The 15,284-nt window shown below is 48.4% G+C and carries 17 protein-coding genes; 15 read left to right on the top strand and 2 right to left on the bottom strand.

Translation table 11 applies throughout. The features are described from left to right. Positions 1-69 precede the first annotated feature (69 nt). From GOM71_RS01900 to GOM71_RS01885, 4 genes are all read left to right on the top strand, one after another. Positions 70-504, top strand: a complete 435-nt coding sequence (locus GOM71_RS01900) for a YciI family protein (RefSeq protein WP_156277910.1) — start codon at positions 70-72, stop codon at positions 502-504. Continuing rightward, entirely contained in the window at positions 501-1,757 is a 1,257-nt protein-coding gene (locus tag GOM71_RS01895) for an RNA polymerase sigma factor (RefSeq protein ID WP_367649428.1), read from the top strand. The genes GOM71_RS01900 and GOM71_RS01895 overlap by 4 nt, the downstream gene beginning before the upstream one ends. Positions 1,758-1,784: 27 nt before the next feature. Then, positions 1,785-2,126: a DUF1801 domain-containing protein gene (locus tag GOM71_RS01890; RefSeq protein WP_156277908.1), complete on the top strand. Its 342-nt coding sequence runs from the start codon at positions 1,785-1,787 to the stop codon at positions 2,124-2,126. Between the two features lie 97 nt (positions 2,127-2,223). Continuing rightward, positions 2,224-2,619, top strand: coding sequence for a VOC family protein (locus GOM71_RS01885; protein WP_156277906.1), 396 nt, complete (start codon positions 2,224-2,226; stop codon positions 2,617-2,619). Between the two features lie 82 nt (positions 2,620-2,701). Here GOM71_RS01885 and GOM71_RS01880 read toward each other — a convergent pair whose 3' ends face one another. Further along, entirely contained in the window at positions 2,702-3,631 is a 930-nt protein-coding gene (locus tag GOM71_RS01880; RefSeq protein ID WP_156277904.1) for a DMT family transporter, read from the bottom strand. A gap of 191 nt (positions 3,632-3,822) precedes the next feature. On the opposite strand from GOM71_RS01880, the gene GOM71_RS01875 reads away from it, so the two are divergent. The 4 genes from GOM71_RS01875 (at position 3,823) to GOM71_RS01860 (ending at position 7,602) form a co-directional block, all read left to right on the top strand. Next, on the top strand, positions 3,823-5,169 hold the full coding sequence (locus GOM71_RS01875; RefSeq protein ID WP_367649427.1) for an aminotransferase-like domain-containing protein: 1,347 nt from the start codon (positions 3,823-3,825) through the stop codon (positions 5,167-5,169). Between the two features lie 224 nt (positions 5,170-5,393). Next, positions 5,394-6,578 (top strand): serine hydrolase domain-containing protein, encoded by a 1,185-nt coding sequence (locus GOM71_RS01870; protein WP_156277898.1) that lies wholly within the window; start codon positions 5,394-5,396, stop codon positions 6,576-6,578. Between the two features lie 32 nt (positions 6,579-6,610). Continuing rightward, entirely contained in the window at positions 6,611-7,150 is a 540-nt protein-coding gene (locus GOM71_RS01865; RefSeq protein WP_156277896.1) for a LytTR family DNA-binding domain-containing protein, read from the top strand. A gap of 11 nt (positions 7,151-7,161) precedes the next feature. Beyond that, the gene (locus tag GOM71_RS01860; RefSeq protein ID WP_156277894.1) at positions 7,162-7,602 is read left to right on the top strand and encodes a hypothetical protein; all 441 of its coding nucleotides are present in this window, start codon (positions 7,162-7,164) and stop codon (positions 7,600-7,602) included. Between the two features lie 61 nt (positions 7,603-7,663). On the opposite strand, the gene pdxR is transcribed toward GOM71_RS01860, so the two are convergent. Next, positions 7,664-9,034 (bottom strand): MocR-like pyridoxine biosynthesis transcription factor PdxR, encoded by a 1,371-nt coding sequence (pdxR, locus tag GOM71_RS01855; RefSeq protein WP_156277892.1) that lies wholly within the window; start codon positions 9,032-9,034, stop codon positions 7,664-7,666. 175 nt (positions 9,035-9,209) lie between these two features. On the opposite strand from pdxR, the gene GOM71_RS01850 reads away from it, so the two are divergent. The 7 genes from GOM71_RS01850 to GOM71_RS01820 all read left to right on the top strand — a co-directional run bounded on the left by GOM71_RS01850 (position 9,210) and on the right by GOM71_RS01820 (position 15,255). Then, positions 9,210-9,800, top strand: a complete 591-nt coding sequence (locus GOM71_RS01850) for a DJ-1/PfpI family protein (protein ID WP_156277888.1) — start codon at positions 9,210-9,212, stop codon at positions 9,798-9,800. Next, the gene (locus GOM71_RS01845) at positions 9,797-10,255 is read left to right on the top strand and encodes a RidA family protein (RefSeq protein WP_156277886.1); all 459 of its coding nucleotides are present in this window, start codon (positions 9,797-9,799) and stop codon (positions 10,253-10,255) included. Before GOM71_RS01850 ends, GOM71_RS01845 begins: the two co-directional genes overlap by 4 nt. A gap of 120 nt (positions 10,256-10,375) precedes the next feature. Continuing rightward, positions 10,376-10,966 (top strand): GNAT family N-acetyltransferase, encoded by a 591-nt coding sequence (locus GOM71_RS01840; protein WP_173275066.1) that lies wholly within the window; start codon positions 10,376-10,378, stop codon positions 10,964-10,966. A gap of 45 nt (positions 10,967-11,011) precedes the next feature. Next, on the top strand, positions 11,012-11,821 hold the full coding sequence (locus tag GOM71_RS01835) for an effector binding domain-containing protein (RefSeq protein WP_156277882.1): 810 nt from the start codon (positions 11,012-11,014) through the stop codon (positions 11,819-11,821). 50 nt (positions 11,822-11,871) lie between these two features. Next, on the top strand, positions 11,872-12,237 hold the full coding sequence (locus tag GOM71_RS01830; protein WP_367649426.1) for a VOC family protein: 366 nt from the start codon (positions 11,872-11,874) through the stop codon (positions 12,235-12,237). Positions 12,238-12,455: 218 nt separating this feature from the next. Further along, complete coding sequence (locus GOM71_RS01825) at positions 12,456-13,862, top strand: hypothetical protein (RefSeq protein WP_156277878.1); 1,407 nt, start codon at positions 12,456-12,458, stop codon at positions 13,860-13,862. Between the two features lie 19 nt (positions 13,863-13,881). After that, positions 13,882-15,255 carry a DUF2252 domain-containing protein gene (locus GOM71_RS01820; protein WP_253944636.1) on the top strand — a complete coding sequence of 458 codons (1,374 nt, stop codon included), beginning with the start codon at positions 13,882-13,884 and terminating at the stop codon, positions 15,253-15,255. Positions 15,256-15,284: the final 29 nt, after the last annotated feature.

Raw genomic sequence — 15,284 nt, 5'->3', positions numbered from 1 at the left:
CTGTCGATTTTGTTGTTCTTCGTTCGTTGTGCATATAGAGGCTAACTTCAACCAAGGAGGAGATTCGCAATGCGATTTATGATGATCGTCAAAGCAACACAAGATTCCGAGGCCGGTGTCTTGCCGAGCCCGGAGCTGTTCGACGCCATGGCAAGGTATAACGAGGAGCTGGCGAGGGCCGGCGTGCTGGTCGCTGCCGAAGGACTTCACGCAAGCTCAAGCGCGATTCGGATTTCTTATCCCGAGCCGGGCGGAAAGCCGAAGGTGATCGATGGACCTTTCACGGAAGCGAAGGAAATAATCGCGGGCTTCACGTTAATTGAAGTGAAGTCGAGAGAAGAGGCGGTCGAGTGGGCGATGCGGATGCCGGATCCTCATGGCTACGGACAAGGAGAGATCGAGCTGCGCCAAGTTTTCGAGGCGCCGGAGCTGACTCAGGATCCGGTTGCATTAGCTAAGGAAATTGAAATGCGGGAGACGGTCACAAGGAAGCCGAGAGCGTGAAGGATTCGACTGTACACCGCACGATCAATGGGATTTGGAGAATCGAGTCGTCCAAAATTATTGCCGGCCTGGCCCGAATGGTACGTGATGTCGGGCTTGCCGAGGATATGGCTCAAGAAGCGCTTATCGTCGCGCTTGAGAAGTGGCCAGAGACAGGCATACCCGACAATCCGGGGGCGTGGCTGATGACGACAGCGAAACGCAGAGCTATCGATCACTTGCGCAGGAACAAGCTGCGCGAGCGCAAATACGAGGAGCTAGGGTGGGAGATCGACTGGCAGCATGAGCCGGATTGGGATGAAGCGCTCGATGACCCCGTAGGCGACGATCTGCTCCGCCTTATTTTTACGACCTGCCATCCGATCCTTTCCGCTGAGGCGCGAGTGGCGCTTACGCTTCGGCTGCTTGGGGGACTGACCACGGAAGAAATCGCAAGCGCGTACCTCATTCCGGAGCCGACGGTTGCTCAGCGGATCGTGAGGGCAAAACGGACGCTTGCCGCTGCGCGCGTTCCTTTCGAATTGCCCCCCAAAGCAGAGCTTGCGGCGCGATTGTCGTCTGTGCTTGAGGTCATCTACCTCATGTTCAACGAAGGGTATGCCGCTTCTTCAGGCGCAAGCTGGATTAGGCCGATGCTTTGCAGTGAAGCGCTGCGGCTTGGTCGGATACTGGCACAGATTTCTCCCGCAGAGCCGGAAGTGCATGGTCTTGTGGCGCTGATGGAAATTCAGTCGTCCCGATTCAGGGCGCGGGTGAGCGCGGCAGGAGAGCCAATTTTGCTTATGGATCAGAACCGTGCGCAATGGGATCATCTGCTCATCCGCCGGGGTCTGGCTGCGATCGAACGGGCGGAGCGTCTCGGCAGAGCATTTGGCCCCTACCTGATACAAGCTTCAATCGCGGCCTGCCACGCCCGTGCACGAACGGCTTCAGAGACGGACTGGATTCGCATTGCCGCGCTCTACGACGCCCTTTCCCAAACGGTGCCGTCACCCGTCGTTGAGCTGAACCGCGCTGTCGCGCTGTCGATGGCGTTCGGCCCGGAAGTCGGCTTAGAAGTCATTGATTCGCTGGTGCAAGAGCCGTCCATGAAAAACTATCATCTTTTGCCTAGTGTGCGAGGGGACTTCCTCATGAAGCTGGGCTGCAAGAAAGAAGCGGGTGAAGAGTTTAAGCGCGCTGCAGCGCTGGCCCGTAATGAGAAGGAGCGCGATCTGCTCTTAAGGCGCGCTTCCGAGTGCATGGCCGAATAGTACAACAATACGAGAGGGGAATTTCAAATGAGCGAAGAGGTTATTGCATTTATCGAGAAGGTTAAAGAGCCGTGGCAAGCCCAGCTGTGCCAAGTGCTGCGTCAAGTTGTGCATCACGCGATTCCTGACGTGCAGGAACGCATTCAGTATAACAAGCCCCACTTTCTGAAAAATAAAAAGTATGCAGCAGTGATCTCGACTTCGAAGGATGCGGTCAGCTTTACGATCTTTAATGCAGCTGAGCTGGAATTGCCCGAAGGGTTGTTCGACGGCCCTCCGGAACGGAAGACGATCAAGTTCCGCAATGGTCAGCAAGCAGATAGCGAAATGCTGTCCAGACTAGTAGGACAAGCGTCCAGCACGCTATAAAAAGTTTTTTCGTTTTTTTTCGGAGCTGTCGATTTTGCTGTCTGCCGTTCGTCGCCTTAATAGAAAGACAAATAACGATTAAGGAAGGATGTTGAACATGACAGCACAACTTAACGCTTATATTCATTCGGAGGATGCGAGAGCGCAAGCTGCGTTTTACGCGCAAGCATTGGGAGGGGAAATCCTTTCCGCCATGACTTACGGGCAAACACCCGGGACACCGGAAGCCGTCAAGGATAAAGTGATGCATATGGTACTGTCCGTCGCTGGCGGGAACCTATTGTTTTTCTCCGATGCGATGGAGCCTTTTCAGAGAGGACGATTCATTTCGCTTGCGCTCACGTATGGAGATGAAGCGGAAGCCCGCCGAGCCTTCGAACAGCTTGCTGCTGACGGAACCGTAAAGTATCCGTTCGAGCTGCAGCCTTGGGGCGCTTACTATGGTGAGATTGAAGATAAATTCGGAGTTAATTGGCAAATCGTGGAACAGTAAATTGGTCCGCTCCACGGAGCAGCTGAGCCTATCGCTCAGCTGCTCTTTTTTATGCACATGTTCACACCTCATAAAAGCCGCCTTAACGGTAAACGTTCTCCACCGCTTTTTTTCTCCCCAATCGGTTCGTGCCAATTACCCCGGCGATAATGAGCATCGAGCCGATCAGGTGATACACCGTCACTTCTTCCCCGAGAAATAGAGCTCCGGCTGCCATAGAGACGATTGTAGCGAGATTGGCGAACACGCTCATTCTCGACGCTTCTATTTTGGACAGGATGTAGTTTGCAGTTAACGCTGTGAGCAGCGAAGATATGACGCCTAAATAAAGGACGGATAGAATAAAGGTTCCGCTGGAGAGCGGTGTGAGAAAGTGCGGAAGCGTTCCGGCGGACGCATGACTCGCGAACGAAACAGCCAGAAAAACAATGAATCCGATTCCGAGCATGAGATAAGTGATTTCCGCCGGGCTGAACTGCTTTGACAGCGATCGCGCCATAACGGTATATCCGGCAAAAGCGAAGCATGTCAACAAGAGCAAGAAGATCCCCGTCATGTTTGACAGGTCTATGCCGCTGCCCTTCATCATGAAGATGAACACGACGCCGAACACCGACAGGAAGATCGATAGCTTCTGCAAGGCGGTAGTCCCTTCCTTCAGAAATAGAGAGGCGACGATCATCGTGACGACCGGAGTGAACGCGTACAGAATGCCTCCCTCGGCAGAAGTGGCGTGCTGCAGTCCGAATGCTTGAAGCGTGAAGAAGCTAAGCGGGTACATGAGCGACAGCAACAGCAATTTGTATAAAGGCTTGCCGCGGTACGTCAGCCTAACCCAGCCCAACGCCACAGGAACGGACATGACCAGAAACGAAGCGGCAAAACGGTAAGTTAGCGTGTCGAGCGGTCCGGTGTATTCGAGCGCTATTTTGACAAACAAAAATGACAATCCGAGAATGATCGCATTAAGCACGGCTAAGAAATAAGGAAGTTTCGATTCGTTGCTATTCATGGTAGGTGCAGCATCCTTTCTAAATTAACGGTAACGCGCTCATGAAATTTCCAGTTGCTGATTTAAAGGATATGGCAAAATCGGGGTTGGAACAATGTCATTTTACTTAAACTGTATCGATACAGTAGAGCTATATCGTGTATTATGAATAGTAAAAAATGAGCGATAATACATACGGGAGGGAGACCGGCGTGAAAAAGTATTTTGCAATTTTATCGGATATGGAGCATAAAGTTCGGCAGGGGACATATCCTCCCGGGCGCAAGCTGCCCTCCGTACGAAGCGCTGCAGAAGTCTATGGATGCAGTATCAGCACAGTAACGCGGGCATACGCGGAATTAGAGAAGCGCCACGTCATTTATTCGGTCCCGCAGAGCGGCTTTTACGTGGTCGAGAAGCCGGGGGATTGGCGTGACAACCGAGATAGCCGAATCATTAACTTCGGAACCGTATTGCCCGATTTGGACGCGTTTCCATATATGGACTTTCAGCATTGTCTTAATAAAGCAATTGATATCTATAAGTACGACCTGTTTACCTACGGCAATCCGTTGGGTCTGGAGTCTCTGCGGCATACGCTTGTTTCCCATTTAGCCGGCGATCAAGTGTTTACTAAGGCAGAGCGGATTATCATCACCTCAGGAGCTCAGCAGGCACTGGAGATATTAGCGAAAATGCCGTTTCCAAACCGAAAAAAAGCGGTATTGGTTGAACAGCCGAGCTATGACCGGTATTTACGGTTTCTGGAAACGGAGGGCGTACCGGTGTATGGCATTGCTCGTACGGCGGCAGGCATTGACCTGACCGAATTGGAGAAGCGGTTCAAAAGCGGTGAAATCAAATTTTTCTATACGATGTCCAAATATCATAATCCGCTTGGCACCACCTTTAGCTTAGAGGAAAGACGGGCAATCGCTAAACTGGCGGTTAAGCACGATGTCTGCATTTTAGAGGACGATTATATGGCAGACTTGGGCGCTGAACGGCAATTTGACCCTATTTACGCCTTTGATGGGGGTTCGCATGTCATTTACTTGAAGAGCTTTTCCAAAATTATATTTCCGGGCCTCAGGGTAGGAGCCATTGTATTGCCGGAACGGCTGCTTGAAACGTTTCATGCATACAAAGCTTACCCGGACACTTCGCTATTGTCCCAGGCTGCGCTCGAAGTGTATATCAAGAACGGCATGTACGAGCGGCATAAGCATAAGATAAGCAGCCTGTACGCGTTGAGAATGCGGGCTTTGAGAGATTCGGCGGAACGGTATAACGAGCCGGGGCTAATGGAGGTTCCCGATATTCGTTCAGGCATCTATTCGCATTTCAAGCTAAAACCGACGGTCAATTTGGAGCGCCTGATCAAGCGGCTTGCGGATCGAAATATTAGTGTCGTGTCCGGTAAAGCGTTCTATCTTGCGGATTATTTGGAGCGAGAGAAGTTTCTGAGGATCAGCATTTCCCAATCGCAGCCCGAGCAGATTGACGAGGGCATTCAAGCGATCGTTGAGGAAGTAAAGCGGGAAAGCAAGGTTCGCTGACTCTTTGCAGGGGAGGCTGGTGCCCATCAACAGATTTCTGCAAAAGTGCAAGCTTTTCAGCCGATTGGATCTGCAAGGCGCCCGCCGGGGTGCCTTATTTTATTTGGATCTCGAAAAAGTCATCTTACCCCTCAATTGCGACCGCTTAGCGCAAAAGCATTTCAAAAGGATAAAACGCCGATTAGATTAAGGTATGTAAATACAGGAGTCGAAAGGTGGTTCATATGCGATTAGCAATTAAAATCTTGATTGGCGTAATCATTGCCGCTGCCATTGGATTAGGTGTCTTAGCCTTTATAAACCGGCCGATTTCGAAAGAAGCCGTTCATGCAAAAATTGAACAGCACTTAACGAAAGTCGTAGAAGAAAACGATTCGCTATCGAGCGCTTTACTAACCATTTACTCGAAGAAAACGGGCAACCTTGAACAGTTTGCAGTCGGCACTGCACATAAAAACTCAGAGCAGCCAGTCGGCATAGACAGCCCGTATCATTCAGCCAGCATCGGCAAAACGATGTTGGCCGCTGTCTGCGGCATTCTAGTCGACGAAGGGAAAATCAGCTACGACGATAAAATCGGCGACTGGCTGAATGCTGACATCCTTAAAGGCTTATTTGTAATAGACGGCGCAGACTATTCCGATCAGGTCACGATCAGGCAGTTGCTAAGCCATACATCGGGAGTTGGCGACTATTTTGAAGGTCCGGTCAAAAAGGGCAGGCCGATGCTGGAGATGATTACAGCTGAGCCGGATCATCGGTTTACGCCAGAAGAGCTGCTTGCGTTTACTAGAGAAAACCAGGAGGCTGCCGGCAAGCCGGGACAGCAATTTTACTATTCGGACACGGGCTATATTTTGCTGGGGCTAATGTTGGAAGCAATTGAGGGGAAATCGTATTCGGCTATTTTGGACGAAAACCTATTCGAGCCGCTGGGCATGAACGACAGTTATTTCATGTTCGATAACGATGATGAACCATCCGATATCATTGGGATATACGCGAATGGCATGGACTTAAGCGGCAAAAAAGCATTGTCGGTGGACTGGGCGGGCGGCGGCGTTGTGACGACGATGAATGACCTGTTAACGTTCATTACCGCCTTAGAAAATGGGTCTTTGCTGTCGGACGAAGTATACAGCCAGATGACCGATTTTTCGCACCGCTATGAAAAAGGCATCTATTACGGCATGGGCATGATGAAGTTTGACTTTAGCGAGCTGTCCTTTCTGCTCGGCTCGATGACAGACGTCTATGGCGCAGTCGGGGCTACAGGGACGTATGCACTATACGATAAAAAAACGGAAACCGTCTTTATTGCGAACTTTGGATCGCTGGATTTTACCGAAAAAAGTATAGAAGAACTGGTAAAAATAAGGATGATCTATGATAGGATGATAATAGAATAAATATTTCATAAGTTGTCATTAGGAGACACCGGATGGTTCATTTATTGTGTTCAACGAAGGTTTATGAAAAATTGAAGCATGAATTGTCCAAACACCAGATCGACGTTCATCCGGACAGCGGTCTGGCACTCGTCGAGAGAGGCTATGATCTGCCAAACGATAAGCTCTGTATCGTATTCGATGCCATTGATTATATGGATGTCATTAAGCTGCTCGTCTCTGGCGTCCGGGAAGATATGCATTGGATGAATACACTTACAGGATTAAGCGACAATAAATTCGCGGTCATTGAACCGGGGGATGTTATATATATTGAAGCGGGCTCTGACGGCATGATGGCATATACCAAGTCCAATCGTTACAGCATCAAAGAAACGCTGCAATACTATGAGAGTTTGTGGGCAGCCAAGGGGTTTATACGTATCAACAAATCACAACTCGTGAATTTGCTGCGCGTCAAGGAAATTATCCCTTGGTTTAACTCCCGGTATGTACTGCGGATGGATAATAACGCCGAGCTTGAAGTATCCAAAATGTTCTCAAAAAAACTTAGAAACACACTCAAAATATAGGGGAACCATCCATGGAAAAAATCAATTTTGAAAATATAATAAAGTCCTTTTTCCTTGGCCTCTTCATTGGCGTAGTGCTGCAGTTTAATGGAAGTGCGGCGGACATTCAATTCTCGTATCGCGTTCTGTCGGTATTAGCCAGCGGAAGCATAGGCTTTATTATCGGTTTTTTGACCGAATGGATAACAGCTATACTGCCGATTACGATTGCGAAAGCCCGGACGTACTTTTTTATAAACAACTTCATCGCATTAATCGTTACGGCATTTATTATGACTGTTTTAATTCTAGTTACGAATGGTGAAACGGAAAGCAGAGGCGGACTAGTGCCGGTATTTTTAATCGTGCTAAGTATCGTATGCGCCGCAAATCTGTTCGATTATTTGATGTATCGGCGCGCTCAAAGCAGGCTGAAAACCTATAAGGAATGGATGAAAGACAAGGTGCAGTAGTCGACGTGCTTCATTAGGAAAGTTACTGAAAAAAACTAATATAGAGCCCCGAAATGGGGCTCTATGTCAGAACGGCCGACCAAGCTTTTTGTAACAATTGAATGCCAAGCTTCATTTCCTTTTCTGTAATCCCCCCAAAACCCAAATAAATTTTAGGGTTGCTCCGATCCAACCGCGATTGCGCATCTTGGCTGCCGTATACAAGCACGCCTGCTTGCCGTGCTAATTCGATTAATTCATCGGCACTGACAGGGGCAGCAATAGATAATTCGATATGCAGTCCCGATCCGCTGCTGCTGACTTGGACAGATTCGGGCATATGACTGCGCATAAGCTGAACGAATGCGTCATGCTTTGAACGGTATATTTTTCGCATCCGCCTTAAATGACGGTACCAATGACCGCGGGAAATAAAAAGCTGCATCGCCCATTGATTCATTCTGGAAGGACAAGAGTAGACTTGATCCAAGGATTGAAGTTGCTTCAGCAGATGCAGCGGCAAAACCATATAGTTCATACGCAATGCTGGCGTAAACACTTTCGAGAATGACCCGATATAGATAACCGAGCCTTTAGTGTCCAGCCCTTGAAGCGAAGGTAATGGCCTGCCCGACAGGCGAAGCTCCCCGTCATAATCATCTTCAATAATGTAGCCTTTATTTTGATAAGCCCATTGAAGCATTTGTTGTCTGGTCACGTAAGGCAAAGGTTCGCCTGTTGGACGATGTGAGGGTGTTACGTAAAGCAACCGATTGTTGCTGCATCCAAACTCGTGCTCCGGCTCGCCGTTATGGCGGATTGTAAATGGGGAAATGTGAAAGCCGTTTTGAGTAAATATCGTTCTGACTTGAGCGATCCCGGATTTCTCGATGCCTACGCTGGCATTTTCCTCAAAAAGTCTGGAGAGCAGATGAACACTGTAGGAAATTCCAGTTCCAATTACAATCTGTTCGGGCGTGCATACAACGCCTCGCGAGTTTCGAAGATATTGCGCCAAGCTTTCTCGCAATGCGTATTCGCCTTGTGGATCGCCGTACTCATGAAGCGATTGGCTATTGAGCGCGAGGGACTCGCCTAATAGAAATTTCCATATCCGAATGGGGAATGAATCTCTATCCACCGTTAGAAGGCTAAAATCAATGTATCCTTCCCTCCCCGTTTGTCCGTTTGCAACGAGCGTTGGTTCCGTTTTTCTATGAATGAAGGAAGCAGAAGAAATGGACGAGCTTGCCAGGTGCAGATTCACAACAATTAACCCCGCTCTTTCTTTACTGAGAACATATCCTTCTTCCAGCAGCATATGATAGGCGGTTTCGATAGTCGTTTTACTGATGTTGTATTGTCGTCCAAGCGAGCGGATGGAGGGCAATTTCGTGCCGTCTCTTAATACGCCATCTTGAATCAATGCTCGAATCTGTTTATATAGCTGCATATACAGCGGTCCATCTGAATGAAATGAAAGGTTAAGATCGATGATATTCTCCTCCTTATCTGACCTTTAATTATTGTGCTCAACTGACACTTTATTCAGGGTCATAATCAGTATAGACTTTGTAACAAGTTCCCATCAAGATTGATTGTTAATAATGCTGAGGAGAGATATGCAGATGAAAATGGCTTTTGTTTTATTTGACGATATGACGACTTTGGATTTTTCTGGGTTCCATAATGCGGTGACTTGGCTGAAACGACGCAATATTATGGAGGACTTATCATGGGAGTTTTGCTCGAACAAAAAAGAAATCAAAGATGATAGAGGGATGGTTATTCAAGCGGATCGAGTGCTTCCGAATTTATCCGAATACGATTTGATTTTTATACCTGGCGGAGCAGCGACAAGGCAACTCATCCATGATCATAACTTTGTGGATTGGATTCGAACAGCAAAGGAAGTTAAATATAAAGTTTCTGTATGTACGGGGGCGCTTGTGCTCGGAGCGGCGGGCTTTACGAAGGATAAAACAGTAACGACAAACCCGTTGGCCTTAGATGAACTGGAGCCGTATTGCAAGGAAGTAGTCAAAGCTCGGGTAATGCGTGATGGAGATTTATTTACAGGCGGGGGTATTACAGCATCAATCGACCTCGGTTTGTATTTTATCGAGGCCTTAGCAAGCAAAGAGGCTGCGCAAGAGATTCAGCTGTATATGGACTACCCCTATTACAAATCTTTGAGTATACAGGGGGAACAAGCATGACCGGTCTAACAGTATACGAGCGTTTGAACAGGCTGGGGATCACACTGCCAAGCGCGAGCGAGCCTGCTGCTAAATACGCTAATTATGTTAAAGTGAATAATCTGTTGTTTGTTTCAGGAAAAGGGCCTGCCGGCAATCCTGATGGCAAGCTTGGAGAGGATTTTACAACAATAGCGGGCTATCAGTTTGCCAGGCAGGCCGGGATTGAAGTTCTAGCTGTATTGCAATCGGCGGCAGGCTCCTTGGACAACGTGAAAAGAGTCGTTAAAATTCAAGGCTTCGTAAATGCAACTCCGCATTTCAAGGAACATCATAAGGTGCTGGATGGATGCTCGGATTTGATGCTCGACGTTTTTGGCGATAAAGGAGCGCATGCGCGCTCTGTTTTTGGAGCTGTTTCCTTAAGAGATAATCTTCCGATTATTATTGATTCCCTTTTTGAGATTGAACAATAATCTGCTCCGGTTAGCCGTCGTCCATGTACAAAAAAGTCCATGTAATGCAAATTATTTGCATCTCCCTTTATTCATCCGGTTAGAAATTGTTGATAGGATGAAGAAAAAGGAGAGATGGCGATGAATTTCAATCCGAATCTTAAGCTCGAAAACGAGAGGACCGCTCTTTTGCCCCTTCAGTCCGAGCATGTGAATCTGTTAGCGACGCAGCTTAGCGATCCGAGAATATGGGAGTACACCTGGAGAAGGAACATGACGGAGGCTTCCGTCAGGCAGGCGCTTGAGACGGCTTTGTTGCATAAAGAGGCAGGAACGCAGCTGCCGTTTGCGATTATGGACAAAATGACAGGGCGGCTTGCGGGGACGACGCGGCTTGGCGATTTAGATCCGTTGAACCGCAGCGTCGAAATCGGCTGGACTTGGACCTCGCCGGAATTTTGGGGAACAGGATTAAATGCGGCCTGCAAAAGTCTTCTGCTGCAGTATTGCTTTGAAGAGCTCGGCGTTATTCGCGTTCAATTCTCGGCAAGCGGACGCAATGAACGGTCGCAAAGGGCGTTGGAGAAAATCGGTGCTGTCCGGGAGGGCGTTTTGCGCCGGCATCGAATCGATACAACAGACGGAGGCGCTGTGCATGATAATGTTTTTTTCAGTATATTGGACAGCGAGTGGAGTCAAGTGAAAGAAGCCATTGACCTTACCCTAAGGTAAACGTTGTAGCATGAATATACCGGCCATGCAAGAGGAGGAATCGAGTTGCTAACGGTAGGTTTAGTAGCCAGACTATACGGGATTACTGCAAAGACGCTTCGGCATTATGATGCTGTCGGGTTGTTCACGCCCGCCCGAATCGGGGAGGGCAATCTGTATCGTCTGTACGCGCCTGAGCAGCTGCCCGAGCTGAGGCGAATACTGTTTTTGCGATCCTTGGGACTGGGTGTGGAGTCCATTCTTGAGCTGAAGCGCAATGGCACGTTGAATGATGCGGCGAGGATTAAGAGGCTGTTGGAGGAGAAGGCGGCTGGCATCCGGGATGAAATTTCATTGCGAAACACGCAGCTCGAAGAAATCTATCGCATGGTCGAGTATATGACGAATACCGGAGGTATACCGATGGAAGCGAACATTGTGGAGAAAGAAGCGTTTACGGCTGTCGGCATGTCGTGGGACAGCCAATCCAGCGAAGGAGATATTCCGTCGATGTGGCAGCGATTCATCTCGCGAGAGCATGAGGTTGAAGGGAAGCAGCAGCCCGCTGTCAGTTACGGCATTTGTATTCCCGGCGAAAATGAACAATTTATTTACGTTGCCGGTTTTGAGACGGATGGCAGCCGCATTCCCGAGGGGATGGAGCTCGTGAACGTGCCTGCCCAGCGTTATGCTGTGTTCACACATAAGGGGACTACGGAAAAATTGGGCGAGACTTACGAGCTCATTTACAGCAAATGGCTGTCTCTTCAAGGCTTGCAGCTCGTAAAGGGAATCGATTTTGAAAGCTACGACGAACGGTTTATTGGACCGATGGATGAGCAGTCAGAGATAGATATTTATATCCCGATCGCTTGATCTAAAGGGGGCATTTGTTCCTTTTTTAATTATAGAAGGAGATGGATCAAGTGTTTAAGAAATTAGATTGCGTATGTATTCATACAAAAGAAATTGAGAAATCACTTTTGTTTTATATATCAATGGGCTTAACAGAAAACTGGAAGATAGAACGCAACTTAGAGAACGGTTCGACCTGGACAGTGATAGGTTTAAAGTTTCCTTTAAAAGATAGTTCTGAACTTGTGTTGAGCAATCATCCTGAAATTAACTTTACAGAAATTGAAATCTATGTTGAAGATGTTCGACAAGCCTATGATGAGTTGAATAGGAACGAAGAAATCCAATGGATTAGGACTCCTTTTGCAACCGAATCTGGACATATTGCCGTAATGGAAGCTCCTGATGGGAATGTATTTGTATTAGTTGGCAAGTAACCCATCAGTATTCCGTAATAAGTAATCCATCAAATCGGTAAAGGCCGAGACTCCGCATAAGGAGTCTCGGCCTTTGCATGTTAGATATTGGAATTGTTAGCTTAATTCATATATTCAATCGCATATTTAACATGGTATAGTAAATTAGAAGATGTTGGTATATTACCCAGTAGAATTGAGGCGTGGAAGTGAAGAAGGGTGGGTTAGAGAGCGAAGCGATGAGACTATTTAATCAAGTGAAGTGTGTTAGCATGATCGCTTTGTGTGCGATTTTCCTATTTAGTGCCATTGCAGGATCGCCTAGCGCGTACGCAGAGAAGGTTTCGGCGATTCAAGCCTTTATAGACGGCAAGCTTCTGGAGACGAACAAACCGGTCATCGTAGAAGGCAGAAAACGATACCTGCCGATGAGAGCGGCGCTTGAGCAGATGGGCTGGAAGGTAGATTGGTCGCCGGATCTAATTAGGATTACATACGAAACGCCAGGAGACAGCACTACACATTATTTGTACCTGGAGGAAGAGAGCGAGATTCGCTTTGTGGAGCATACGGCTTACATTGAGATGTATTATTTAGGCGATCTCACGGAAAGCGAACTGACTTGGAATGATGAGTCCTTTTCGATTCATATCCGTACAACCGAGCAAGGGGCCAAAGATTTAGAGGAAGGGTCGGAAGAAGATTTGGAAGAGACGGCGCATCAGAAGCTTTCGGCCGAAGAGCGAGTGAAAGCGAATTACGGAAAGTATGAAGCGTCGCCAACGCTGCAATCATTGATTGAGCTTTATGGAGAGTTAGAGAAAGAGGGCTATAATGCAGACAATGCGCTCGGGTTCTATCCGTCGACGGATCAATTAGGCTATTTCAATACGCCGCTTGATGTCATCCCCTTCGGCTGGACGGGAATGGACGGCGACCATTACGGATTTTTAACGGAATTCGGCACCGTCTCTAATTTGGAGGAAGCTCCAATCGTCATGGTCTCCCCGATGAGCTTTGATCAGCCTGCTTTCGTCGTTGCGAACAATATTCGGGAGTTTCTCCGCATCGTCATGCTAGATTCCAGCTTGCTTGTTGCAGAGTATGACAACGAGGAGCAGTATCTTGAGGAAATGGCGGCATTTGAAGAGGAGTATGATTACGAGGAAACGGATGCGGAGCGTAAAAATAATCGCATGGTGCGAGAGAGCCTTGAGGCGAAGCTGCATCCTCCGGCAATTGGCGATCCGTACACCTATTCCAAAAAGGTAAGAGCGGAACGGGCCAAGCGGATTATCGTTCCGACACAAGATCAGCTCGGCGTTACGAACGTACACCCGGATGATGCAGGGAAGAAGCATACGTCAATCGTACTTGACGAGTATATTGGACGGAAAGAATTGGAGTCGTTTTTGAGTACAGCCACCTACGCTTCTAAGCTTGCTCTATTCCGGGACTATCATTTCAATTTGGATGATTTCATTTACAGAGAAGACGGCATTGACGATATGATTGTAAATGAGATGAAACGTATGGCGCTGAACGATGAATTAGTGCGAATGAACGTTAACCGCTTTAGCGACGACGAATATGAGGAAGAAGCAGAAGGTGAAGCGGAAACTAGCGTCGTTATCTGGAGTGAATAAATAGCGGAGGTGCTTTGAAATGGAAATGGACAACGAGTTGACGGGAAAGGTTAGACATACGCAGCTCAAGCTGCGCGGGCTGACCATTGCGCAAGTGCTGGAAGAGTTCGACGGCCGTATCATGGGGCTGGATCATGAGAAGCGCATGGCGAAATATCGTAAAATGCGGACAAGCCCTTACTTGTTTTTCCGGGGAAGCGCCTATTTGTTCTACTTTGATGTCGGCAGAGAATGGTTCCCGTATCATAGCGATCCCGAACGGTTGACCTGGATTCAGGGTGACTTGCATTTCGAAAACTTCGGTTCCTTCCGCAGCGAGAAGGGACGTATCGTTTTCGACGTCAATGATTTTGATGAGGGATGCATGGGCTCTTATTTATACGATGTGCTGCGCATGTCCGTCAGTCTCTTTCTGGCTATGTCCGAGAAGGAGTTGCCGGCCGAAGAACAGCGTCAGGTCGTATACGAATATTTGCACGCTTATGTGAAACAGATTCGCAAATATGCCGAGCGCGAGGAAGATCCGCGTTTTCTGGTCTTCGACGAGCAGTCGACGAAAGGGCCGGTTCGCAAGCTGTTGCGGAAAATGGAGAAGCTTGCGGCGAGCAATTTGATTGCCGGCATTACGACTTTGGACGACAAAGGACGGCGCGTATTCCAATGGTCGGAGGAAATTCAGCGTCCGACAAAAGCAGAAAAGAAAATGGTCATGAACGGCTGGGCTGCGTACACGGAGCAGCGTTCCATACAGACGGGAATGCCGGAGTCTTATTATCGGGTGAAGGATATTGCGGTTAAACACGGATCGGGCACAGCCTCCATCGGTTTGGACCGGTTTTATGTATTGATCGAAGGCGATACGGGACACGAGGGACTCGATGATATTGTAATCGAGATCAAAGAGGTGAGAGCGCCGGTTCCGGCTTATTTCATGCCTTACAATGAGGCGTTCTGGGACAGCTTCGCGCATCAAGGGAAGCGGGCTATTACGACACAGCAGGCGATGCATCATGAAGCGGATCCGTTCCTCGGTTATATGACGCTGAACGGCCGGCATTTTTACGCAAGGGAACGGTCGCCGTATAAGAAGAAGCTGAAGACTCGCAAGTTCGAGCAGCTGAAGGATTGGATCAAGACGGTGGAATGCATGGGGCAGATTACGGCCAAAATGCATGCCCGGGCGGATGCCGATGTGCAAGGCGGGCTGTTGCCGTACCACAGCGAGGATGAGATCGTGCGGGCGATTGGCAAGGATGCGGATGCGTTTTGCGATTATTTGACGAACAGAGCGTTTTCTTACGCCAAGCAGGTCGTTGAGGATCACTTGCTGTTCAAAGAATGGAGCGAAGCGTTGGAGCAGGAGCAAGCTGCACCCGTGATTGTGGAATCTTAAGAAAAGGAAAGCCAGGCTTCCTCACAAGA

It is taken from the genome of Paenibacillus sp. NEAU-GSW1 (assembly GCF_009737085.1).
Classification (GTDB): Bacteria; Bacillota; Bacilli; order Paenibacillales; family Paenibacillaceae; genus Pristimantibacillus.
This window is presented reverse-complemented; position numbering and strand designations above follow the sequence as displayed.